The sequence below is a fragment of the Streptomyces sp. NPDC093546 genome (assembly GCF_044765045.1).
Lineage (GTDB): Bacteria > Actinomycetota > Actinomycetes > Streptomycetales > Streptomycetaceae > Streptomyces.
The window spans coordinates 78,702-98,087 of sequence record NZ_JBIWJG010000016.1 but is presented as its reverse complement, the minus strand read 5'-3'; the positions used below and the strand labels follow the sequence as shown (position 1 = coordinate 98,087).

Sequence of the window (19,386 nt, the reverse complement as noted above, 5' to 3'; positions counted from 1 at the left end):
GGCCTCGACGGCGGCCTGCGGAGACGACCTGGTAGACGGCCTAGTACCAGTGGTTGGCCTGCCAGAAGCTCCACGCGCCGCACGGGCTGCCGTAGCGGTCGTTCATGTAGTTCAGGCCCCACTTGATCTGGGTGGCCGGGTTGGTCTGCCAGTCGGCACCGGCGGACGCCATCTTGTGGCCCGGGAGCGCCTGGACGAGGCCGTACGCGCCCGAGGAGGGGTTCGTCGCGCGGTAGTTCCAGTCGGACTCGTGGTCCACGATGTTGCTGAAGCACTGGAACTGGTCGCCCGGGATCATCTGACGGGCCATCGCCTGGACCTCGGCGACGCTGTACGACGACTGGGTCGCGAAGCTGGAGGCCGAGCGCACCTCGTCGCGGCTGGCGCGCTCCTTGGCCTCGCGCTCCTCCCGCTCCTTGCGCTCCTTCTCGGCCTTCTCCTCGGCGGCTTCCTTCTTCGCCTGGGCGTCCTTGGCGGCCTGGAGGCGGGCGGCCTCCTCGGCGGACTTCTGGGCGGCGGAGTCCGCGGCGGCGGCCTGGGCCTCGGCCTGCTGCGTCAGCGACGAGACCTGTACCTGGGCCTGCTGGCCGACGGGGATGTCCGCAAGGAGCGTCGCGTCGGCGGCAGCGGCCTCGAAGTTGTTCTCCGGCTGCTGGGCGTTGCCCGAGGCAACACCGACGACGGCGCCGACAGTGGTGACCGCGGTGGCCGACGCCACTGCGAATCCCCGGACCGAGATCCGGCTCACACGGTTTCCTTCCAGCATCGCCCGCTTAGGTGACCTCGCGGGCGAAATCGTGCCCCTGGCGCTGGTCCCCCCACTGCTGGGTCACGGGGGACACGGGCCCGGTGGGCAACTCCCTTGCGGGAGTGCCGCGTGGTGCTCGGGCGGCATACGGCGAACAGGTCTTGAGTTGTTACAGGTGTGCCGTATGCGGGGCCTGACGGAAGCAAGACTCTGCCCGACCGCGACACCGCAAGGCAATTATTCGTTGCGTGGGAAAGCTCACACGCCCTTTCCGGCAAAGGTTTTACGGAAGGGGGCGCGCGACACGACGCCGCCCGGCTAAGCTCTCGCGCTTTGCCGGGCGGCGCCAACTGCCATAGCCCATTACGGGCATTCGCGCATCAAACTACCCCGTCCTCCAGCATTTCGGTCACGAGCGCCGCGATCTGCGAGCGCTCCGAGCGGGTCAGGGTCACGTGCGCGAAGAGCGGATGGCCCTTCAGTTTCTCGACGACGGCGACGACTCCGTCGTACCGGCCGACCCGCAGGTTGTCGCGCTGGGCCACGTCGTGGGTCAGGACGACCCGGGAATTCGACCCGATACGGGACAACACGGTCAGCAGTACGTTGCGTTCGAGGGACTGGGCCTCGTCCACGATGACGAACGCGTCGTGGAGGGAGCGCCCGCGGATGTGGGTGAGCGGCAGGACCTCCAGCATCCCGCGACTGAGGATCTCCTCGATGACCTCCTTGCCCGCCACCGCCGACAGCGTGTCGAACACCGCCTGCGCCCAGGGGCCCATCTTCTCCGCCTCGGTGCCCGGCAGATAGCCGAGCTCCTGCCCGCCGACGGCGTACAGCGGCCGGAAGACCATCACCTTCTGGTGCTGCCGCCGCTCCAGGACGGCCTCCAGGCCCGCGCACAGCGCGAGCGCCGACTTGCCCGTACCGGCGCGGCCGCCCATCGAGACGATGCCGACGTCCGGGTCGAGGAGCAGGTCGAGCGCGATGCGCTGCTCGGCGCTGCGGCCCCGGATGCCGAACGCCTCGCGGTCGCCGCGCACCAGGCGCACGTTCCCGTCGGGCGCGATGCGGCCGAGCGCCTTGCCGCGCTCCGACGACAGGACGAGACCGGTGTGCACCGGCAGTCCGACCGCTTCGGGGACGTACAGCGACTCCTCGGTGAACAGGAGGTCGACCTGGTCCGCCGAGAGGGGCAGTTCCGCCATGCCGGTCCAGCCGGAGTCGGTGATGGCGAGCTCGGCGCGGTACTCCTCGGCGAGCAGGCCGACCGACGACGCCTTGATGCGCAGCGGCAGGTCCTTGGAGACGACGGTGACGTCGTACCCCTCGGCCTGGAGGTTGCGCGCGACGGCGAGGATCCGCGAGTCGTTGTCGCCGAGGCGGTAGCCGGCCGGGAGGACGGCGGGGTCCGAGTGGTTGAGCTCCACACGCAGGGTCCCGCCGAGCTCGCCGATCGGCAGCGGGGCGTCGAGGCGGCCGTACCGGACCCGCAGGTCGTCCAGCAGGCGCAGCGCCTGCCGGGCGAAGTAGCCGAGCTCCGGGTGGTGCCTCTTGGCCTCCAGCTCCGTGACCACGACGACGGGGAGCACGACCTCGTGCTCGTCGAAACGGGCCATGGCACCGGGGTCGGCCAGCAGGACGCTGGTGTCGAGGACGTAGGTGCGCCTGTCGTTGAGGCGGCGCTTTGTGCTGGTCACCACGGTAGGACGGACCCCCTCTGATAGAGGTGCATGAGGTCGGGGTGCGACGGCGGCGACGGCGGCTTCGGCGACGGCGGCGGCGTCGCGGGAGATGGAGCCGGGCTCCGGCCACCTTGCGCGGGCCGAGCTCCGGCCCTCCGCGTCGTCCGTACACGGGGTGCACGGTCGTCCTGGTGCAAAGGGCCTCCCGGGCGAGCGGGCTTGAGTGCCGCTCACTCTGGGAGGGATATTCCCGCGCTACCGCAGGTCCATGCCATGGCATATGACGACGCGTCGATGAACGCCGGGTGTCCTGGGGACACCACCTGGGGGCGGGATGTCGGTGCCGTGGTGCGGCGGTGTCGTCAGGTGCCGTAGCGCCGGTGGCGGGCGGCGTAGTCGCGCAGGGCGCGCAGGAAGTCGACCTTGCGGAAGGCCGGCCAGTGGACCTCGCAGAAGTAGTACTCGGAGTGGGCGCTCTGCCAGAGCATGAAGCCCGACAGGCGCTGCTCGCCGCTGGTGCGGATGACCAGGTCCGGGTCGGGCTGGCCGCGGGTGTAGAGGTGCTCCGAGATCAGGTCGATGTCGACGATCTCGGCGAGCTCCTCGAAGCTCGTGCCCTTCTCCGCGTGCGCCAGCAGCAGCGAGCGGACCGCGTCCGCGATCTCCTGGCGGCCGCCGTAGCCCACGGCGACGTTCACGAGTATGCCCGTGTGGTCGCGGGTCTTCTCCTCGGCCTCCTTCAGGACGGCCTGCGTCCGCGCGGGCAGCAGGTCCAGCGTGCCGACGTGGTGGACGCGCCAGCGGCCGTCGGCGGCGAGGTCGCGCACGGCGTTCTCGATGATGCCGAGCAGCGGCACCAGCTGCTTCTCGGGCCGGTTGAGGTTGTCGGTGGACAGCATCCACAGGGTGACGACCTCGACGTCCGTCTCGGCGCACCAGCCGAGCAGCTCCTGGATCTTGTTCGCGCCCGCCTTGTGGCCCTGCTCCGGAGTGCCGCCGGACGCCTTCGCCCACCGCCGGTTCCCGTCGAGGATGACGCCGATGTGCTTCGGCACCTGGGCGTGGTCGAGGCGGCCCTCGACCCGGCGTGCGTAGAGCCTGTACACCAGGTCGCGCAAGTTCACCGATCTCACCTCTCGATTGCGTGCGGGCCCGCAGCGGCGTCGGCCCAGGGGGATCGATTCCGGCTCACCGCCGCTGTCCCCGAGGCCGCCACATTACTGCGCGGGGGTCACGGCGGCCCAACCCGGCCCGTCACAGGTCCGTGATAAGGAGAGGGACGTGACTGATACCCCCGCATACCGACCCGCCGCTGACCGCTACGACTCCATGGAGTACCGCCGCACCGGCCGCAGCGGCCTGAAGCTGCCCGCCGTTTCGCTGGGACTGTGGCACAACTTCGGCGACGACCGCACGCTCGCCTCGCAGCGCGCGATCCTGCGCCGCGCCTTCGACCTCGGCGTGACCCACTTCGACCTGGCGAACAACTACGGGCCGCCGCCCGGCTCCGCCGAGCTGAACTTCGGCAAGATCTTCGCCCAGGACTTCGCGCCGTACCGTGACGAACTCGTCATCTCGACCAAGGCCGGGTACCTGATGCACCCCGGGCCGTACGGCGAGTGGGGCTCCCGCAAGTACCTGCTGTCCTCGCTCGACGCGTCGCTGCAGCGGATGGGCCTCGACTACGTCGACATCTTCTACTCGCACCGCTTCGACAAGGACACCCCGCTCGAGGAGACCATGGGCGCCCTGGCCTCCGCCGTGCAGCAGGGCAAGGCGCTGTACGTCGGCGTCTCCTCGTACAGCAGCGAGCAGACCGCCGAGGCGGCGCGGCTGCTGCGGGAGATGGGTGTTCCGGCGCTGATCCACCAGCCGTCGTACTCGATGATCAACCGCTGGACCGAGGAGGACGGCCTCCTCGACACCCTGGAGGAGGCGGGCATGGGTTGCATCGCCTTCGCGCCGCTCGCCCAGGGGCTGCTCACCGACAAGTACCTCACGGGCATCCCCGAGGGTTCGCGGGCCACGCAGGGCAAGTCCCTCGACCCGAACCTCCTCTCCGACGAGGTCGTCCGCCGGCTCCGCGGCCTGGACGAGATCGCGCGCCGCCGCGGCCAGTCGCTCGCGCAGCTGGCGCTGACCTGGGTGCTGCGCGACGAGCGGATGACGTCGGCGCTCATCGGCGCGTCCAGCGTGACGCAGCTGGAGCAGAACATCGCGGCGCTGGGCGGGGCGCCGCTCAGCCAGGAGGAGCTGAAGGAGATCGACTCGTACGCGGTCGACACCGCCGGCACCAACATCTGGGCGGCGCGCGGCTGAACGGAAAACGGGCCGGTCCGTGGGGGGGATACGGACCGGCCCGAGGGGGGGTTTCCACCATAACCCTTCGTGAGACGTGCTGCGTGCCGCGACAGGCCGTCACTACGCTCCGAAAACACGGGACCGCGCTGCGGACACGGCGGGAGGCCTCTGGGGGCGGGCGCCGCGGCTGTACTCCCCAAGGGGGACCCGGCTCCGGAGGCGCCGCGTTGACGGCCCTGACAGCCCTCGTCTATCCCCGCTGTTCCCGCTGCTCCCGTCGGAGGAGCGTGATGCCGTCACGCTGGGCGACGCGCTGGTAGCCGTACCGCTTCTCGGCCGCGGCCAGCTCGGCCAGCTGCTGCTTGATCGGGTAGGGCCAGTGCCCGGTCCGGTACGGCCACGCCTCGGGCGGCCGGCGGTCGAAGACGATCCACTCGGCGGTGGGCCGCGGCAGGCGCTTCCTGTCGTACTCGTACAGCTTCCCCGCCACCGGGAAGGTCGGGAAGACGACGACCGTGCAGCGGGAGGTCAGCTGCGGGACGAGGCGGTTGGAGGCGGCGACGGTCGCGCCGTCGGGGATCCTCGCGAGCAGCGCGCGGGCCGCCTCGACGTGCGGGGGCGTGCGCCAGGTCGCGCGCTGGGCGAGCAGCGCGAGCGGGAACGACGGCAGCATGACCAGGGTCACGGCGAGGGCGGTGGCGAGCGAGGCGCGCACATGGCGGGCGGCCAGCGGGTGGGCGGTGCGGCGCCAGACGGTGAGCGCGTCGATCAGCCCGGCGCAGACGACGGGCATGAGCACGGCGCTGTAGTGGAAGGCCGTACCCCAGTGGAAGGCGTTCTGCGACAGCATGCGCCAGGCGAGCGTCGGTACGGCGATCAGCGCGAGCGGGGAGCGGAGCGCGAGCAGCGCGGACGGCGCGAAGACCAGGACCAGCGTCATGGCCTTGATGTCGGGGCGCAGCGCGTCGAGGGGGGCGTGCGCGAGAGCGGCGAGGAGGGAGCCGTGGCCTTCGCCGGGACCACCGGAGCCGCCGAGGTTCCCGCCGTGGGCGTACGCGCCGCCGGGGTGAAAGGCGGGCAGCAGGACCAGGATCTCGACGGCCGACCCGGCGAGTCCCGCCACGGCGGTGGCGATGCCCAGCCGCCGCGGACCGCCGCGCCACGCGATGTACGCGCCGATGGCGGCGAGCGTGAGGCCCAGGTCCTCCTTGACCAGCAGCAGGGGCGCGGCCCAGGCGACGGCCGCCCGCCAGCGCCGCCGGGCCAGCGCTTCGAGCGAGCAGGCGAGCAGCGGTACGGCGAGGGCGACCTCGTGGAAGTCGAAGGCGGCCGCCGACGCGATGCCCCAGCTGAGCCCGTACACGGCGGCCACGGCGTGCGCCGCGCGGCGGCCGAGCGCGCGGGCGGCCCAGTGGGCGAGCGGGACGACGGCGAGGGCGAGCAGCGCGGACTGGGCGACGAGCAGGCACAGCGGGGACGGCCACAGGCGGTAGAGCGGCGCGAGGACGGCCAGCAGCGGGTGGAAGTGGTCGCCGAGGAGGTTGAAGCCCTCGCCGCGCAACGGCACGACGGGGGCGCGGAGTTCGGCGTACGCCCGTACGGCCTGCTCGAAGATGCCGAGGTCGTAGCCGGTGGTGCGCAGCAGCTGGTGGCGGCGTACGGCGACCGTGGCGTACAGCGCGCACAGCGCGGCGGCCCACCCCCAGGCGAGGAGCCGGGGGGTGGCGGCCGGGTGCGCCATGGCGGGGGCGGCGGGCGGCGGTGAGACCTTTTGAGTAGGGAATGTCCGCATATGGCGGATGCTAGGCGGCGGGCGTCGCGGCTCAGGTGAGGGCGTGGCCCGTGGTGCTGTCCACGTGGTCCGGCAGCTTTCCTTCGTGGCGGTCGCCGGTGGACACCGTCCCGGACGGCTCGAACAGCAGGATGTCCGCGCCCTCCGGCGCCGACGGCCTGTGCTCGGTTCCCTTCGGCACGACGAAGGTGTCACCGCGCCGCAGGACGACCGTCCGCTCGGTGCCGTCGGCGGCGCCGCGCAGGGCGATCTCGAACCGCCCGTCCAGGACCAGGAAGAACTCGTCCGTCTCCTCGTGGACGTGCCAGACGTGCTCGCCGACGGCATGGGCGACGCGTACGTCGTAGTCGTTCATGCGGGCGACGATGCGGGGGCTGTAGACGTCGTCGAAGGAGGCGAGGGCCTCGGTGACATTGACCGGGTCTGTGCGCATACCCGGCATTTTGGCAGTCACCAGGGCGCGGAGGACGCGGTGAACGCGCCGAGCAGCAGCCCCACCAGCGCCCCACCGATCATGAACGGTCCGAACGGGATCGCGCTCTTGCGGCTCGCCCGCCGCAGGAGCACCAGCCCCGTTCCGTACACCGCGCCGAAGAGGAACCCGGCGAAGGCGCCCGCGAAGAGGACGTCCCAGCCGTACCACCCAAGGGCGACCCCGAGCGACAGCGCGAGCTTGACGTCGCCGAAGCCCATGCCGTTCGGGTGGATCAGGAACAGCGTGAAGTACGCGCCGCCGAGGGCGAGTCCGCCGAGCAGCGCGGAGGGCCACGACCCGGCGTGCCCGGGCAGCAGCGCGGCGGCCCCGAGGAGCCCGGCGGCCGCTCCGGCGAGCGGCAGCGTCAGCCGGTCCGGCAGCCGGTGCACGCGCGCGTCCACGGCGGCGAGCAGCACGGCGAACGGCGCGAGCAGCAGCCACACGGCGAGCTCGGGCCGCGGCCCGGTCGCGGCGGCGAGCGCGGCGCACGCGAGGGCGGTACCGAGGGTGAGGGCGTTGCCGGAGGGCAGGGTGGGCGCGGCCTCGGGCACAGTCGCGGGTTCGGGCACCCTCGCGGCCTCGGGCACCGCGGCCTCGGGCACGCTCGCGGCGCAGGGCGCGCAGCGCGCGAGGCCGACCCAGCCGCGCGCCGGCCCGGCGAAGGGGTGCCCCGCCGGGCAGGTGTCGCGCCACGCCTCCTCCGGCTCGACCGACAGCCGGTACGCGGCGCGCGGCAGGAGCAGCCCGGTGGCGGCGCCCCACAGGGCGGCGACGGCGATCAGGGTGGCGTACACGCAGCGAACCCTAGGGCGGCACCGGGCCTCGGTCATGGGCCCGTGGGCCCATTCCCGTACGCCGCCGCCCCCGCTACGGTCCTCCCCCATGGGGACCACGAGGACCACGGCGAAATGGCGCAACGGCACGGCGCGGTTGACGGTCGCGGGCGACCACGCGGCCGTCCCGGTCGAGGTCGCCGCCTCCTACGGCACCCGCCGGCGCGGACTGCTCGGCCGGGGCGGCATCGACGGCGCCATGCTCCTGACGCCGTGCAACAGCGTCCACACCTTCCGGATGCGGTTCGCCATCGACGTCGCGTACCTGGACCGGGAGCTGAACGTCCTCGCCGTCACCACCATGCCGCCCGGCCGCCTCGGCCTGCCGCGCCCGCGCGCCCGCCACGCACTGGAGGCGGAGGCGGGGGCCATGGAGCGGTGGGGCGTGCGGCCGGGTGTCCGGCTGGTGATCAGCGCAGTTTCGCCGCCTGAGCGGTGATCAGGGCGACCGGCACCTCCGGCGTCTTCGGCCCTTCGAGGTTCGCGGTGTAGAAGGTCGCCACCGTGGCGCCCGCGCGCACGACGTGGAAGACCAGCGGCACCGGATCGCCCTCGAAGTCCGCCGTCAGCTGGTACGCCAAGCCGTCGTCGCCCGCCTTCACCGGCGGCAGCGCGCGCACGCTCCGATACGTGGAGGGGCCGGTCGGCCCGGTGGTGGTGAACCCGTCGCGGCACGCCGTCACGGCGGCGCGCAGCCGGTTGAGGACGGTGGCCGCGCCCTGGTCCCCGTGGGCGGTGAGGAACACGGAGACGGCGGGGCGGCTCTCGGGGTTCGCGCCGGCGATCTGGCGGTACGCGGACGCCTGCGCGGCCGGCTCGGGCTTGCCGTTGAGCAGGGAGGTGAGCGGCGCGCACGCCTCCTCGGCGGGCGTCTCGCCCTGCGCGGGCGGCGGGTCCATGGGGCCGACGGTGTAGCCCGGTACGTCGGCGGTGGCGAGGATCGCCCGGTCGAGCTCGGCTGCGGTGAGGGACCTCTGGGTGCCGGGGTTCCCGGCAGCCGGGGCAGAGGTTCCGGGGACGGGAGTGGCGGGGGCGGGCGCGGTCGCGCTCGTACTCGGGCGGGCGTCCGTGGACCTCTTCGGGTCGTCGGGCCCGCACGCCGCCAGCACCACCGCCGCGAGGGCGGCGACGGCCACCGCTCGTGCCGTACGTTCCGTACGCCTGGTCATGAGCGGACGCTAGCAACGCCGTTCCGCCGGGCGCATGGGTCCACGGACCCAAAGCGCCTACGGCGGCCCGGCCCCCAGCAGCGTGAACGCCCCGTACGCCCCTGACGCCAGCGCCAACCCGGCCAGCACGAGCACCAGGTTCCGGTCGCGCAGGCGGGCGAGGGCGACCGCCGCCGGGAGCAGCAGCGGGAAGGCGGGCATGATCAGGCGCGGGCGGGAGCCGAAGTACGCGGCGCCGACGAGCGAGATGACGACGACGGCCAGCCCGTAGACGAGCACGGGCAGCGGCTGGCGCTGCCGGACGCACAGCCACACCACCCAGCCGAGCATCGCGAGCGCGGCGCACAGCCCGACTCCCGCGAGCGGCTGCGGCCCGGTGAGGTTGCGCCAGACGAAGCGGCCGAGGGCCACACCTCCGTCGATGCTGTTGCCCCAGGCGGCCTGGACGTCGAAGTACGCGGTCGGGCTGGACTTCCGTACGGCCACGAAGACGACGTAACCGAGCCAGCCCAGCGGCGCGAGCAGCACGCCGGCGGCCATCCGGAGCGTGAGCCGCCGCTCGCGTACGACCGCCACCACCGCCGTGACGCCGAGCGCGGCGATCAGCGCGGCGGCCGAGGGGCGGGTGAGCCCGGCCGGCACGCACAGGGCGCCGGCCAGGATCCAGTGTCCGCGCAGCACGGCGTACAGCGACCAGGCGGCGAGCGCGGTGAAGAGCGTCTCGGTGTACGCCATCGACTGCACGAACGCCGTCGGGTACACCCCCCACAGCACCGCCAGCACCACCCCGGCGCGCGGCCCCGCGAGGTGCGCGCCGACGGCGTAGATGCCCCACGCGGCGGCGAGCGAGGCCGCCCACGCCACGACGAGCCCGGCGTCGGCTGCCCCGAGGGGCGACAGGGCCGCGAGGCCCCGCTCGAGGGCGGGCAACAGGGGGAAGAAGGCCAGGTCGGAGTGGACGCTTCCGTCGGGGAGGCGGACCTCGTGGCCGTAGCCGTGCTCGGCGATGCGTACGTACCAGACGGAGTCCCAGCGCCCCTTGAGCCGGTGCAGGGCGTCCTCACCGGCGAGGGCGGCGGCGACCGCGAGGACCGCCATACCGACGAGCCGCACCGCCGCGTACCCCCACAAAGCGGGCGCGGCCCCGCTGGTCTGCTCTCTGTGCACGGACATGCGGTCGATTATGTCGAGGTGCCCGGGGCCGACCGGCGCGCCTCGGGCAGCGGCTCCACGCGGGCGGCGGGCAGCTGCGGGACCGGCGCTTCGACGGCGTCGACGGTGAGGACGGGCTCGTCGTCGTCCGACTCGTACAGCCGTGCCCGGGCGACCGTTCCCTCGGGCGTGGCGGCCCAGTACGCCGAGGGGTTCAGCAGGTCCGTCGCCGGATACAGCACGGTCGTCCCGGTCGCGGCGGCGACGCGGCGGGCCGCCGTGGGCTCGCCGGGCGCGTCGGGAACGGCCGCGTCGGAGACGTACACGTCCCAGGAGAGCGCGAGGTCGCCCCGGACCGCGTGGTAGCCGCAGAGCACGGGGGCGTCCCAGTTCCGGCCCTCCGGATCGGCGTCCTCGGCAGCGACGTCCACGTCCGTCACCGGCACGCCGACCGCGCCGGCCAGCGCCGCCGCCATGTCGGCGGGGGCCGGCCGGTGCACGGTCAGGAAGTTGTAGAGCACGGTCGGGTCAGCTGCGGTTCAGCTGCGGATCAGGGCCCCACGTCGGTGTCGCGCCCGTCGCGCAGGTCGAAGTACGTGACCTGCCACCCCGTGCCGAGCTCCCGCCGAAGGCGGCGGGCGAGCTCCGCGCCCCGGGCGGCGAAGGCCTCCTCCTCCTGCGGCGACCGGAAGCCCGACGCCATCGGGTCGTCGCGGTCCAGCGTGGCATCGAACGCGTCGCCCCACCGCTCCAGGTCCTCCTGGAGCTCGCGGCTCACCGGGAGGTCGGCCGGGGCGATGTTGTCCAGGCCTTCGTCGGACCGGAGCCACACCGGATGGCAGTCGTAGTCCGCCGCCACCCGCACCGTCTTGCCGCTGCTCATCGCGCCACCCACCATCCGACTCATCCGACTCATCCGACGCTCTTGGGGTTCGCCCCGACGACGAACCCATTGTTCCCGACAGTCACGGCCACGCGCCGCTTCTGCCCCTTGAACTCGACCTCGTAGACGGGCCGGCCCTCGCCCTTGCCCTGGTACCCGACCTTCTTGCCCTTGGTCGCCGCCGCCATCACCAGGTCGGGGATGTCCTCCTTGGCGACACCGGCCCGCTCGAAGTCGTCCGCGTGCTCCTCCAGGATGTGCTTGAGGCCGGCGCGGGAGTTGCCCTCCTCCAGGAAGACGATCTTCCCGTCCGCGTTCCGCTCCGCCCGGAGCACCTTCTCCGGGTCGAACTTGACGCCCTGCTCCTTCATCTCGTCGAGCAGCGCCTGGTCCACACAGTCGTTGTTGTGGACGAGCGACGCGCCCCGCGCACCGACGGCGACGTAGTACGTGTGGCTGCCGGCGACCGTCAGGTCGTGGGTGGTCCGCCGCTGCGTGTAGCGCTCGACGGCGGTGACCGGCAGCACCTCACCGGTCGGCGTACGCAGCGCCGCACCGGGCCGGATGTCGCCCGCGTCCACCCAGCGCCCGGGGCCCACCAGCCAGAAGGGGTGCGTGTCGGTGGCGGTGACCGTGCCGGTGGCCGTGGTCAGCCGGGTGAAGTCCTTGTCGTCGTACGTGGTGAAGGTGCGCGTGACCGTGCGCAGGGTCGTCAGCCCGGTGACCGGGTCGGTGGCGAGTACCTGCTCCCCGACGCGTACCGACTCGATCGGCACGCTGAGCCCGCCCCCGACGAGCACCCGGGTGCCGGGCGGGAAGCTGTGCCCGACGGGACAGGTGATGGGCTTCTTCGGTTCCTTCTGCTTGTCGGGGTCCCACTTCTTCTTGGCGTCGTCGAGCTTGTCCTGCGCGTCGGCGACCTTCTTGCGGTTCTTGACGAGGCCGGTGAGGCCGTCGTAGAGGTCGCCACCGTGCTTCTTGAGTCTGCGTACGAGCTCGACGGCCTGCTTCCACTTCCACGGCGCGCCGTACTTCGCGGCCAGCTTGCCGACCGCGCCACCGATGAGACTGGTCAGGACGTTGATGAGCGTCTCGGTGCAGGCGCCCATGTCCCCCTTGGTGATGCAGTCCAGGGCGTCGGTGATGCCGAGCTCCTCGGCGAGAATCTTGGCGAGCTCCTTCGCCGCCGCGACGGCCTTGTCGCGGTCCGCCTTCTCGGCGGCCTGGGCGTCCTGAAGCTCCTTCAGCGCCTGCTCGTAGGCGAGCTGCTCGGGTGACTTGCCGTTGTCGTCCGTGGCGGGTTTCGGTCCGCTGGGATCGCCGCCGCCGGGATCGTCACCGGGATCGTCGTCGCCGGGTGGATCCTGCGCTTCCGGCTGCCCCGTATCCGCATTCCCCCCGCAGTTGTCGCCACCGGTGACGCGGCACACCTGCGTCCGCAGCTCGGCGGCGATGGTCGGCCCGAGCCCGGTGGCCAGCAGCGCACCGACGATCGCCACGACGACCGCGACCAGCCCGACGTACTCCAGCGTCGACTGCCCCGACTGCGCCCGGCGCAGCCCCAGCAGGCGAGTCTCGGTGCGCGGCATCCGCCACGCCAGTACCCGACGACGACACGACATACGGCCGACGGTAGGAGCGCGACCCGCCGAAGTCTTGGGCCCAGGGGCCCAGGGGCGGTCTCATTCGCGGCCCGGGGCGCTACTCACCGGCCGCGTCCACCAGGTCGTCCTGCGTCGTGGTCGCGTCGATGGTGACGTCGAAGTGGTAGCCCTGGTCGCAGAAGACGAGGTCGGTGCCGGCCGGGACGAGCTTGCGGTACCAGAGGGCGAAGTCGGCGACCAGGCGGATGTCGCCGTCCAGATAGACGCACTGCCCGTCGACGTGGGTGCGGCCCTCCAGCTCGGCGTCGCCGCGCCGCAGCTCCCACTCGATGTCGCCGAACTCGTCACCGTCGGGCAGCTCCCTGCGGCGCACCGTGGCGTCGGGCCACTCCGCCGCCAGGGAGGCCACGAGCACGTCTTGGCCCACACTCCACGTGTCACTCTCGAACGCCACCAGATAGCTCATGCCGACAGGGTCTCAGGTGGTTGTCGGGCAGCAGGTGGTGCGCGGCGCATGGGCCCGGCCTACTCCTCCGCGAGCGGCAAGCTCACCCAGGACTTGGTCCCTCGCCCCGGCGCCTGCGCTTCGCCCACCCCCCAGTCGCCGCCGCGCTCGTGCACGAGGAAGTCCAGCAACCAGAGCTGTCGGCGCCGCCGCTCCTCGCAGAGAGTCAGGGCCTCGGGATCGCGGTGGCGCGGATGCTGGTCCCATACGACGAACCTCAGCGCGCCGGCGCGGTACCGCAGGGACAGGTAGACGTCCTTGCCAGGCGTCAGCTTGCCCGCGATGACCAGGAGCTCGTTGGCGACGAGCGCCCCGTCATCGGCGTACTCCGCCAACCGGTGCGCCCGCAGCACGGCCCGCACGGACTCCCGCGCCACCCGGGCGCAGTGCGGCTCTCCCGGCAGGGTCAGGCTGAGAGCGAGCGCCTCTTTTCGGGGCGGCCGCGCAGGCGGTCGCGGGAAGGTGACGGTGACGGGGCAGAGCGCGGTGCGCAGGGTCGGCGGCATGGCGGACTCCTTTGTCCTGACTGGCGACGGCTGACGGCTGTGGAGGCGTTCGAGCGGTGGCTTGTCTCCCTGACGCGCGCACCCCTCCGAGGGCCGGAGGCTGCGGGCAGGCACGCGTGATGCTCTTGCACTCATCTCGGCGGCGTGAGCAGTGCGTTACTGACTGTAGAGCAGCATTTGGCACCTGTGCCAACACTTCTGTGGCAATTGCCCCCAACGGTGGACCGGAACACCCGTCCACGGGCAAACTGGCCCCGACCACCTGCCGGGAGAGGCATCCTGTGACCCGACCTTCACCTTCGGAACGCCAGAAGCGACTGGGTGCGGAGCTGCGCAAGATGCGCGTTGCCGCAGGGGCCACGACCGAGTACGCCGCCGGACTCCTCGGCCTGGACCGTACGAAGATCTCCAACATGGAGTCCGGCACCCGCGCCATCAGCGCCGACCGGATCCGCACACTGGCGTGCAACTACGACTGCACGGACCAGACGTACGTCGACGCCCTGGCCGCCATGGCCATCGAGCGCAAGCGAGGCTGGTGGGACCAGTACCGGGGCTCGCTGCCCCAGGGCCTGCTGGACGTCGCCGAACTGGAGTGGCACGCCGTACGCGTACGCACGGCACAGATCGTTCACCTTCCCGGGCTCCTGAGCACCGAGGCCTACGCAAGAGCCATCTTCAGCGCCGCCCTTCCCCCGCTTTCACCTCTCGAGGTCGAACTCCGAGTCGCCCACCGCCTGCAGCGCCAGCGCGTCTTCGACCGACAAGTCCCCCTCCAGTACGTCGGTTACGTCCACGAGGCGGCGCTCCGCATGCAGTTCGGCGGCAGCAACGTCACGCGCGCCCAGCTGCACCACCTTGTCGCCATGAGCGACCACGACCACATCGAGCTGCGCGTTGTCCCGGTCGAGCGCGGCGTCTTCCCTGGTGCGGGCCAGGCGCTGCTCTACGCGGAGGGGGCTGTGCCGCAGCTCGACACCGTGCAGCTCGATTCCGCACACGGCCCGGAGTTCATGCATGCGGAGGCACAACTAGCCAAGTACCGCGCACACCTGGACTGGATGGAGGAGGCTTCTCTGCCGCCGAAGCAGTCACGGGACTTCATCCACGCGATCGCACGTCACCTCTGAGGAGAGCCGTATGGACGAGATCCACTGGGAAGAACCTTTCTGCGCCGAGGGCAACAACTGCTTCCGCCTCGGCACCGACGACGACGGCAACGCCTACATCGCCGTCCTCGGCGAGGAGGACCACTACCTCACCGACAGCCGCGAGGCGCTGCGGAGCCTCATCCGCGACATCAAGGCGGGCAAGGCGGACCACCTGCTGTAGCCGCCGCACGCCACGTGGGGGGTCACGGGCGGTCGGCGGAAGGCCGTGCGGCTCAGCGGAACTCGTGGACGACCTCGATCGTGCCGACGATGTGCGCGTTGAAGTCGTCGAGCTCCTCCGCCGGAACCCAGAGCTCCAGGATGGTGCGACCGCCGGCCTGCTGGACCGGGTAGCGGGTCAGGAAGTCCGACTCGACGTCGAAGCGGGTGACGAAGCCGGCCCCGTCGTGCTGGACGTTCCAGTCGCGCGCGATGCGGATGGCGTAGTCCTCGTTGAGGACGGGGTAGAAGATGGGCTGCTCCGGAAGCCGAGGCGGCCAGGCGCGCCACTCCAGCTCCTCGACGAGCGCGAGCTCCTTGGGGCCGGTGGGGCGCCACAGGGTCGTCGTCTCGGGCTGGAGGGACATGGCTTCGCTCTCTGGAGTCGGGGTCAAGGATCCCGGACATTACCGGCTGCTCGGCGCCTCCAGCCAGGCACTTTCGGCACCGGGCGGCCCATGGGCCTATGCACGCGGGCCTGCTGGCGCCGATGATGTCCGGGTGACCACGCGCATCGACACGCTGATCTCCGCACTCGGCTTCTTCACCGGCCTCATGCTCCTCGCCGGTGCGGTGCGCGAGTACCAGGCCGGTTCGTCCGGGCCCGGGTTCGTCGCGGCCGGCCTCGCGATCGTCCTCGTCTCCGGGGTCGTGCTCGTACGGGACCTGCGCCGCGCTCAGTCGGCGAAGCGGCGGACGTAACGCTTCTGCCAGGGCGTCTCGACGGCGCGGCGGTCGTAGTTCCGGCGTACGTACTCCACGGCCTCGCCGGCCGGGACCCCGTCGAGCACCGCGAGGCAGGCCAGCGCGGTACCGGTACGGCCGCGACCGCCGCCGCAGGCGATCTCGACGCGCTCGTCGGCGGCGCGCTTCCACGCCTCGCGGAGGACGGCCGCGGCCTGTGCCCGGTCGCCGGGCAGCCGGAAGTCGGGCCAGCGCAGCCACCGGGCTTCCCACGGCACGTCGGGTGGCTGCTTGCCCAGGAGGTACACGGCGTACGTCGGGGTGGTCCCTGCGGGGAGAGGCTTGCGGAGGGCGCGCCCTCGGACCAAGCGCCCGGAGGGCAGTCGCAGGACGCCGGGGTCGGTGGCATTCCAGGTCTCGGTCACCCGTTCACCGTAGCCGCCGGTGGCGACAGGCGCGGGCCGTATCGGCAGACACGGCCCGGTGCCCGGTGCCCTTGCTAGTTGCCCGCGGCGCCCCGCTGGAAGGAGACCTCCACGCGGCGGTTCTTCTTGCGGCCCTCCTCCGTGCTGTTGTCGGCGATCGGGTACTGCTCGCCGTAGCCCCGGATCTCGAAGGTGATGCCGTCGGCGGCCAGTTCCTTCGACAGGACGTTGTGCACCGCCTCGGCGCGCTGCTTGGACAGCACGTCGCCGTGGGCCGACGACCCGAGGTTGTCGGTGAAGCCGAAGACGCGGACCCTCTTGGCGTCCTGCTTCTTGATCTCGGCGGCGATCGCGGCGATGCGGGCGTTCGCGCTGCCGGACAGCGCGGCGCTGTCCTTGCCGAACAGCACCTCCGCCTGGAGCGCGAACTTGATGTCCGCGTTGGTGTCCTCGCGGCGCTCCTCGCCGGCGAGGTCCTCGACCACCGACTTGATGTCGAGCACCTTGGGCGGGGCGAGGGTCGCGCCGTCGGGCAGCTTGAGGTCGGCGTCGTTCGCGTCCACCTGCACCGGGGGCGTGGCGGACGCGGACGGGTACGGGCTGTCCTCGGCCAGCGCCTCGGGGGCGAGCCCCAGCCCGAGGGCGAGCGCCCCGGAGAGGGCGGTCACCGCGAGGCGGGCGGCGGTTCTCTGGGTGGTGGTGCCGCTCATCAGGAGATCTCGATCGGCGTGTTGGGGAACCCGACGAACTGCAGGTCGACCGAGGTGGTCGTGTTCGGCGGGGCCGGGAACTGGGCGAAGAACGGCAAGCTCTCGCCCGCCTTGATGGCCGGGTCGTAACCAGTCGTGGTGAGCGGCCGGTTGTCGGTGTCGCGCAGCACGTAGTAGCGCTTCTTCTCCTTGGAGTCCACCAACGTCATGGCCGCCAAAGAGTTGCCCGACGCAGCCACGTCCTTCTCCATACCGTTCCACTGGGGTGGGACGCTGAACAAGTTGCCGCTCGCGTTCTTGAACTCACCGCTCACAGTGAGAAAGCCGCCACTGTCCCGCTTCGCCGTGTGGATAACCATGTCCACACCCTTGTCACCCTTGGCCGTCACGAGCACCGTAGTGGTGTCCGGCACCGTCTTGCCATCACTAGCCGGAGAGCCCGTGCTGCCTGCTGGAGCGGTTGAGCCCTTAGTCTTGTCCCCCTGGGCCTCGCTCCCGTCACCACCGTCGCCACACGCTGCCGCGGTGAAGACCAGGGTCGTCGCTAGTAGGACTGCGACGCCGGCACGGCGCACGGCTCCTGCGTACCCAATAGTCATACTTGCTCTTCCTTTGCGCTCGTCATATGCGGTCAGTCCTCGGCCAGCCTGACGGTGAAGAGGTCGGCAATATCGGGCAGCAGCTTGAGATTCTCCGGATCGATATCCCACGTCACACCGTCGCAGACGAGCTCGCCCGGGGAAACCGGCTTTGGGGGGGCTCCCCCGTCGCCCCCGTCATCCGGTTTGTCGTCCTGCGTGTTGCGTTCGAAGCTGCAGCGGGGTTCGACCAGGGCCGTAGCCTTGGTCGTCGCGTGCTCCTTGTCTGTCCCCTCGATGACACTGGTGCCCATGGACTCCTGAGACTTGACCTCCACGGTGAAGCCCCAGCGACCGCTGGTTGCCCAATGGCAGCCTTGGACGTCCGCCTTGTTCTGCCCTGCGTAGTAGGCGGCGGCAGTGCAACCGTTTGCCGTGCCGATCACGTCACCGTTGAACACGTCTTCGAGGTAGCCCGGATCGAGAACGTTCGCCAGAAAGCCGACTTCGAACTGGTCGCGCGACTCTCGGGCGGCAGCAAGTGCTGCCGCGTCCGCAGCCGACTGCGCTCCGTTGCGGGTGACATCCGCCTGGCCGAAGGCGAAGAAGGCCAACGCAAGAAAAAGCAGGCCCGCAACCGCTGTGATGTACAGCGGTGCGGCCTGCCCTGCCTCGTGGCGTGACACCATCGTCATCCACCGTTGTTGAGGACCTCGTTGATCTTCTCGCGGAATTTCCCAGCGATCGTCTCGCCCATCTTCGTGTTCATCACAGCCACCACGATCGCCACCACCAGAATCGTGATCCCCACGTACTCGATCGCGCCCTGCCCCCGGTCCCTCCGCGCCTTCATCTTCTCGACGCGCGTGTTCGCCCAGTGCCCGATGTAGACCTGCGTCGTGGCGACGGCCTTCAGCGTGGCGTCCTTCATCATGGTGTGCCCCTCCGGGTCCGGCGTGAGTCCTGGTGCCGTGTGCGGTACCGGCTTCCTCCTGGCCGGTCTCGCTGGCGACATCGAGAACGTACGGCCGTGACGGGCCCGGGCACATGGGCCTTCGGGCCCAAGCGCGGGCCCAACCAGGAGTTTGGGTCCGGGGGGTCATGCCGGGCCTCCTCGGTGGAGGGTGTGCCAGAGGGCGATGGCCTCGCCGCGGCTCGTGGCGTTGAGTTTGGCGAAGATGCGGTTGATGTGGTTCTTGACGGTCTTCGGGCTGATGAAGCACGTGGCGGCGATCTGCTGGTTCGTCATGCCCGAGGCGATCAGGTCCATCACCTCCACCTCCCTCTGGCTCAGCTCCGTAAGGACACCTGGAGACGAATGTGCCACATTCGCTTGCGGAAGCGAAGGGTTTTGAGCATATCCCGTATGAGCCAAGTCCCGTTCTACGACGGCATCCTGGGCCGACGCACGCGAAACCGCATGTGCGGGTGCAGATCGTTGAGGGGTGGACGTGAAGGCCGCGCCCAGCCCGTCCGGCAGCGGTCCCGGGGACTCGGCCGCCGGGGTGCCGTCGCGGACCTTGGCCAGGAGGGCGCCGGCGGCCGTCGGGGTGAAGTGGGGGCGGCCCTGGCGAGTGTCGCGGACCGCCGCGACCAGTTGGTCCGCCGTGAACTCGCCGTGGACCAGGTAGCCGCCCGCGCCCAGGCGCAGCGCCTCGTGGACGATGGCGCTCTCGCGGCTGTACGTCATCATCAGCACCGGCGCCAGCCGGACCAGGTGCGGCAGCGCCGAGATGCCGTCGACGCCCGGCATGCGGACGTCCAGCAGGATGACGTCCGGGCGGTGCTCGACCGCCGCGGCGTAGGCCTCGCGGCCGTCGCCCGCCTCCGCGACGACCTCGATGTCGTCGCGGCCGGACAGCAGGACCGTCAGGCCCGCCCGGACCACCGGGTTGTCGTCCGCCACTATCGCCCGGAGTACGGGCGGGGTGGGGGGCGAGGGGAACGCGGTGCTTTCGGTCGGCAT

The 19,386-nt window shown here is 71.4% G+C and carries 25 protein-coding genes; 5 read left to right on the top strand and 20 right to left on the bottom strand.

The window, feature by feature from the left end; all coding sequences use genetic code 11:
* Nucleotides 1-40: 40 nt before the first annotated feature.
* The 3 genes from ACIRNI_RS27725 to ACIRNI_RS27715 all read right to left on the bottom strand — a co-directional run bounded on the left by ACIRNI_RS27725 (nt 41) and on the right by ACIRNI_RS27715 (nt 3,557).
* Nucleotides 41-748, bottom strand: a complete 708-nt coding sequence (locus tag ACIRNI_RS27725) for a transglycosylase SLT domain-containing protein (protein ID WP_403555444.1) — start codon at nt 746-748, stop codon at nt 41-43.
* Between the two features lie 380 nt (nt 749-1,128).
* Nucleotides 1,129-2,451 carry a PhoH family protein gene (locus tag ACIRNI_RS27720; protein WP_356645799.1) on the bottom strand — a complete coding sequence of 441 codons (1,323 nt, stop codon included), beginning with the start codon at nt 2,449-2,451 and terminating at the stop codon, nt 1,129-1,131.
* Nucleotides 2,452-2,795: 344 nt separating this feature from the next.
* The gene (locus tag ACIRNI_RS27715) at nt 2,796-3,557 is read right to left on the bottom strand and encodes an isoprenyl transferase (protein WP_403555442.1); all 762 of its coding nucleotides are present in this window, start codon (nt 3,555-3,557) and stop codon (nt 2,796-2,798) included.
* Nucleotides 3,558-3,714: 157 nt separating this feature from the next.
* On the opposite strand from ACIRNI_RS27715, the gene mgrA reads away from it, so the two are divergent.
* Nucleotides 3,715-4,752: an L-glyceraldehyde 3-phosphate reductase gene (mgrA, locus tag ACIRNI_RS27710; protein ID WP_403555440.1), complete on the top strand. Its 1,038-nt coding sequence runs from the start codon at nt 3,715-3,717 to the stop codon at nt 4,750-4,752.
* 232 nt (nt 4,753-4,984) lie between these two features.
* Here mgrA and ACIRNI_RS27705 read toward each other — a convergent pair whose 3' ends face one another.
* Genes ACIRNI_RS27705 through ACIRNI_RS27695 form a run of 3 tightly spaced genes read right to left on the bottom strand, consistent with a single transcriptional unit; the run spans nt 4,985 to nt 7,795 of the window.
* Nucleotides 4,985-6,526: a DUF2079 domain-containing protein gene (locus ACIRNI_RS27705; protein WP_403555438.1), complete on the bottom strand. Its 1,542-nt coding sequence runs from the start codon at nt 6,524-6,526 to the stop codon at nt 4,985-4,987.
* 31 nt (nt 6,527-6,557) lie between these two features.
* Nucleotides 6,558-6,959: a cupin domain-containing protein gene (locus tag ACIRNI_RS27700; RefSeq protein ID WP_403555436.1), complete on the bottom strand. Its 402-nt coding sequence runs from the start codon at nt 6,957-6,959 to the stop codon at nt 6,558-6,560.
* 17 nt (nt 6,960-6,976) lie between these two features.
* Nucleotides 6,977-7,795, bottom strand: a complete 819-nt coding sequence (locus ACIRNI_RS27695; protein WP_403555434.1) for a prepilin peptidase — start codon at nt 7,793-7,795, stop codon at nt 6,977-6,979.
* 88 nt (nt 7,796-7,883) lie between these two features.
* On the opposite strand from ACIRNI_RS27695, the gene ACIRNI_RS27690 reads away from it, so the two are divergent.
* Nucleotides 7,884-8,273, top strand: coding sequence for a DUF192 domain-containing protein (locus tag ACIRNI_RS27690; RefSeq protein WP_403555432.1), 390 nt, complete (start codon nt 7,884-7,886; stop codon nt 8,271-8,273).
* On the opposite strand, the gene ACIRNI_RS27685 is transcribed toward ACIRNI_RS27690, so the two are convergent.
* The 7 genes from ACIRNI_RS27685 to ACIRNI_RS27655 form a co-directional block, all read right to left on the bottom strand.
* Nucleotides 8,245-9,003: a hypothetical protein gene (locus ACIRNI_RS27685; RefSeq protein ID WP_403555430.1), complete on the bottom strand. Its 759-nt coding sequence runs from the start codon at nt 9,001-9,003 to the stop codon at nt 8,245-8,247. The genes ACIRNI_RS27690 and ACIRNI_RS27685 overlap by 29 nt on opposite strands.
* A 57-nt stretch (nt 9,004-9,060) precedes the next feature.
* Complete coding sequence (locus ACIRNI_RS27680; RefSeq protein WP_403555428.1) at nt 9,061-10,176, bottom strand: hypothetical protein; 1,116 nt, start codon at nt 10,174-10,176, stop codon at nt 9,061-9,063.
* An 8-nt stretch (nt 10,177-10,184) separates the two neighbouring features.
* The gene (locus tag ACIRNI_RS27675; RefSeq protein ID WP_403555426.1) at nt 10,185-10,676 is read right to left on the bottom strand and encodes a hypothetical protein; all 492 of its coding nucleotides are present in this window, start codon (nt 10,674-10,676) and stop codon (nt 10,185-10,187) included.
* 29 nt (nt 10,677-10,705) lie between these two features.
* A complete protein-coding gene (locus tag ACIRNI_RS27670; protein ID WP_403555424.1) occupies nt 10,706-11,038 on the bottom strand; it encodes a hypothetical protein in 333 nt (110 codons plus the stop codon).
* 29 nt (nt 11,039-11,067) lie between these two features.
* A complete protein-coding gene (locus tag ACIRNI_RS27665) occupies nt 11,068-12,660 on the bottom strand; it encodes a polymorphic toxin-type HINT domain-containing protein (protein ID WP_403555423.1) in 1,593 nt (530 codons plus the stop codon).
* Between the two features lie 79 nt (nt 12,661-12,739).
* Nucleotides 12,740-13,108, bottom strand: a complete 369-nt coding sequence (locus ACIRNI_RS27660; protein ID WP_403555421.1) for a hypothetical protein — start codon at nt 13,106-13,108, stop codon at nt 12,740-12,742.
* 59 nt (nt 13,109-13,167) lie between these two features.
* The gene (locus tag ACIRNI_RS27655; RefSeq protein ID WP_403555419.1) at nt 13,168-13,653 is read right to left on the bottom strand and encodes an ATP-binding protein; all 486 of its coding nucleotides are present in this window, start codon (nt 13,651-13,653) and stop codon (nt 13,168-13,170) included.
* A 338-nt stretch (nt 13,654-13,991) separates the two neighbouring features.
* Here ACIRNI_RS27655 and ACIRNI_RS27650 point away from each other — a divergent pair, with 338 nt between their 5' ends.
* On the top strand, nt 13,992-14,783 hold the full coding sequence (locus ACIRNI_RS27650; RefSeq protein WP_403555417.1) for a helix-turn-helix domain-containing protein: 792 nt from the start codon (nt 13,992-13,994) through the stop codon (nt 14,781-14,783).
* A 10-nt stretch (nt 14,784-14,793) separates the two neighbouring features.
* A complete protein-coding gene (locus ACIRNI_RS27645) occupies nt 14,794-14,985 on the top strand; it encodes a hypothetical protein (protein ID WP_355359134.1) in 192 nt (63 codons plus the stop codon).
* A gap of 52 nt (nt 14,986-15,037) precedes the next feature.
* Here ACIRNI_RS27645 and ACIRNI_RS27640 read toward each other — a convergent pair whose 3' ends face one another.
* Nucleotides 15,038-15,391: a hypothetical protein gene (locus tag ACIRNI_RS27640; protein WP_355359131.1), complete on the bottom strand. Its 354-nt coding sequence runs from the start codon at nt 15,389-15,391 to the stop codon at nt 15,038-15,040.
* Between the two features lie 133 nt (nt 15,392-15,524).
* Between ACIRNI_RS27640 and ACIRNI_RS27635 the strand changes: the two genes are divergently transcribed.
* Complete coding sequence (locus ACIRNI_RS27635; RefSeq protein WP_403555414.1) at nt 15,525-15,725, top strand: hypothetical protein; 201 nt, start codon at nt 15,525-15,527, stop codon at nt 15,723-15,725.
* On the opposite strand, the gene ACIRNI_RS27630 is transcribed toward ACIRNI_RS27635, so the two are convergent.
* The 6 genes from ACIRNI_RS27630 to ACIRNI_RS27605 all read right to left on the bottom strand — a co-directional run bounded on the left by ACIRNI_RS27630 (nt 15,701) and on the right by ACIRNI_RS27605 (nt 19,386).
* Nucleotides 15,701-16,132 carry a protein-tyrosine phosphatase family protein gene (locus ACIRNI_RS27630; protein WP_403555412.1) on the bottom strand — a complete coding sequence of 144 codons (432 nt, stop codon included), beginning with the start codon at nt 16,130-16,132 and terminating at the stop codon, nt 15,701-15,703. The two genes, ACIRNI_RS27635 and ACIRNI_RS27630, sit on opposite strands and share 25 nt — an antisense overlap.
* 74 nt (nt 16,133-16,206) lie before the next feature.
* The gene (locus tag ACIRNI_RS27625) at nt 16,207-16,842 is read right to left on the bottom strand and encodes an OmpA family protein (RefSeq protein ID WP_403555410.1); all 636 of its coding nucleotides are present in this window, start codon (nt 16,840-16,842) and stop codon (nt 16,207-16,209) included.
* The gene (locus ACIRNI_RS27620; RefSeq protein ID WP_403555408.1) at nt 16,842-17,255 is read right to left on the bottom strand and encodes a hypothetical protein; all 414 of its coding nucleotides are present in this window, start codon (nt 17,253-17,255) and stop codon (nt 16,842-16,844) included. The genes ACIRNI_RS27625 and ACIRNI_RS27620 overlap by 1 nt, the downstream gene beginning before the upstream one ends.
* 218 nt (nt 17,256-17,473) lie before the next feature.
* Nucleotides 17,474-18,115 (bottom strand): pilus assembly protein TadG-related protein, encoded by a 642-nt coding sequence (locus ACIRNI_RS27615; protein WP_403555406.1) that lies wholly within the window; start codon nt 18,113-18,115, stop codon nt 17,474-17,476.
* Nucleotides 18,112-18,354, bottom strand: coding sequence for a hypothetical protein (locus tag ACIRNI_RS27610; RefSeq protein WP_403555405.1), 243 nt, complete (start codon nt 18,352-18,354; stop codon nt 18,112-18,114). The genes ACIRNI_RS27615 and ACIRNI_RS27610 overlap by 4 nt, the downstream gene beginning before the upstream one ends.
* Nucleotides 18,355-18,519: 165 nt before the next feature.
* Nucleotides 18,520-19,386: a response regulator gene (locus ACIRNI_RS27605; protein WP_403555403.1), complete on the bottom strand. Its 867-nt coding sequence runs from the start codon at nt 19,384-19,386 to the stop codon at nt 18,520-18,522.

Excerpts from the sequence above, each read along its gene's own strand:
- ACIRNI_RS27645 (WP_355359134.1), top strand. The coding sequence starts at position 14,794 with ATGGACGAGATCCACTGGGAAGAACCTTTCTGCGCCGAGGGCAACAAC.
- ACIRNI_RS27625 (WP_403555410.1), bottom strand. The coding sequence starts at position 16,842 with ATGAGCGGCACCACCACCCAGAGAACCGCCGCCCGCCTCGCGGTGACC.
- ACIRNI_RS27650 (WP_403555417.1), top strand. The coding sequence starts at position 13,992 with ATGCGCGTTGCCGCAGGGGCCACGACCGAGTACGCCGCCGGACTCCTC.
- ACIRNI_RS27685 (WP_403555430.1), bottom strand. The coding sequence starts at position 9,003 with ATGACCAGGCGTACGGAACGTACGGCACGAGCGGTGGCCGTCGCCGCC.
- ACIRNI_RS27705 (WP_403555438.1), bottom strand. The coding sequence starts at position 6,526 with ATGCGGACATTCCCTACTCAAAAGGTCTCACCGCCGCCCGCCGCCCCC.
- ACIRNI_RS27670 (WP_403555424.1), bottom strand. The coding sequence starts at position 11,038 with ATGAGCAGCGGCAAGACGGTGCGGGTGGCGGCGGACTACGACTGCCAT.
- ACIRNI_RS27605 (WP_403555403.1), bottom strand. The coding sequence starts at position 19,386 with ATGCCGACCGAAAGCACCGCGTTCCCCTCGCCCCCCACCCCGCCCGTA.
- ACIRNI_RS27665 (WP_403555423.1), bottom strand. The coding sequence starts at position 12,660 with ATGTCGTGTCGTCGTCGGGTACTGGCGTGGCGGATGCCGCGCACCGAG.
- ACIRNI_RS27615 (WP_403555406.1), bottom strand. The coding sequence starts at position 18,115 with ATGACGATGGTGTCACGCCACGAGGCAGGGCAGGCCGCACCGCTGTAC.
- ACIRNI_RS27700 (WP_403555436.1), bottom strand. The coding sequence starts at position 6,959 with ATGCGCACAGACCCGGTCAATGTCACCGAGGCCCTCGCCTCCTTCGAC.
- ACIRNI_RS27660 (WP_403555421.1), bottom strand. The coding sequence starts at position 13,108 with ATGAGCTATCTGGTGGCGTTCGAGAGTGACACGTGGAGTGTGGGCCAA.
- ACIRNI_RS27690 (WP_403555432.1), top strand. The coding sequence starts at position 7,884 with ATGGGGACCACGAGGACCACGGCGAAATGGCGCAACGGCACGGCGCGG.
- ACIRNI_RS27640 (WP_355359131.1), bottom strand. The coding sequence starts at position 15,391 with ATGTCCCTCCAGCCCGAGACGACGACCCTGTGGCGCCCCACCGGCCCC.
- ACIRNI_RS27680 (WP_403555428.1), bottom strand. The coding sequence starts at position 10,176 with ATGTCCGTGCACAGAGAGCAGACCAGCGGGGCCGCGCCCGCTTTGTGG.
- ACIRNI_RS27655 (WP_403555419.1), bottom strand. The coding sequence starts at position 13,653 with ATGCCGCCGACCCTGCGCACCGCGCTCTGCCCCGTCACCGTCACCTTC.
- ACIRNI_RS27610 (WP_403555405.1), bottom strand. The coding sequence starts at position 18,354 with ATGATGAAGGACGCCACGCTGAAGGCCGTCGCCACGACGCAGGTCTAC.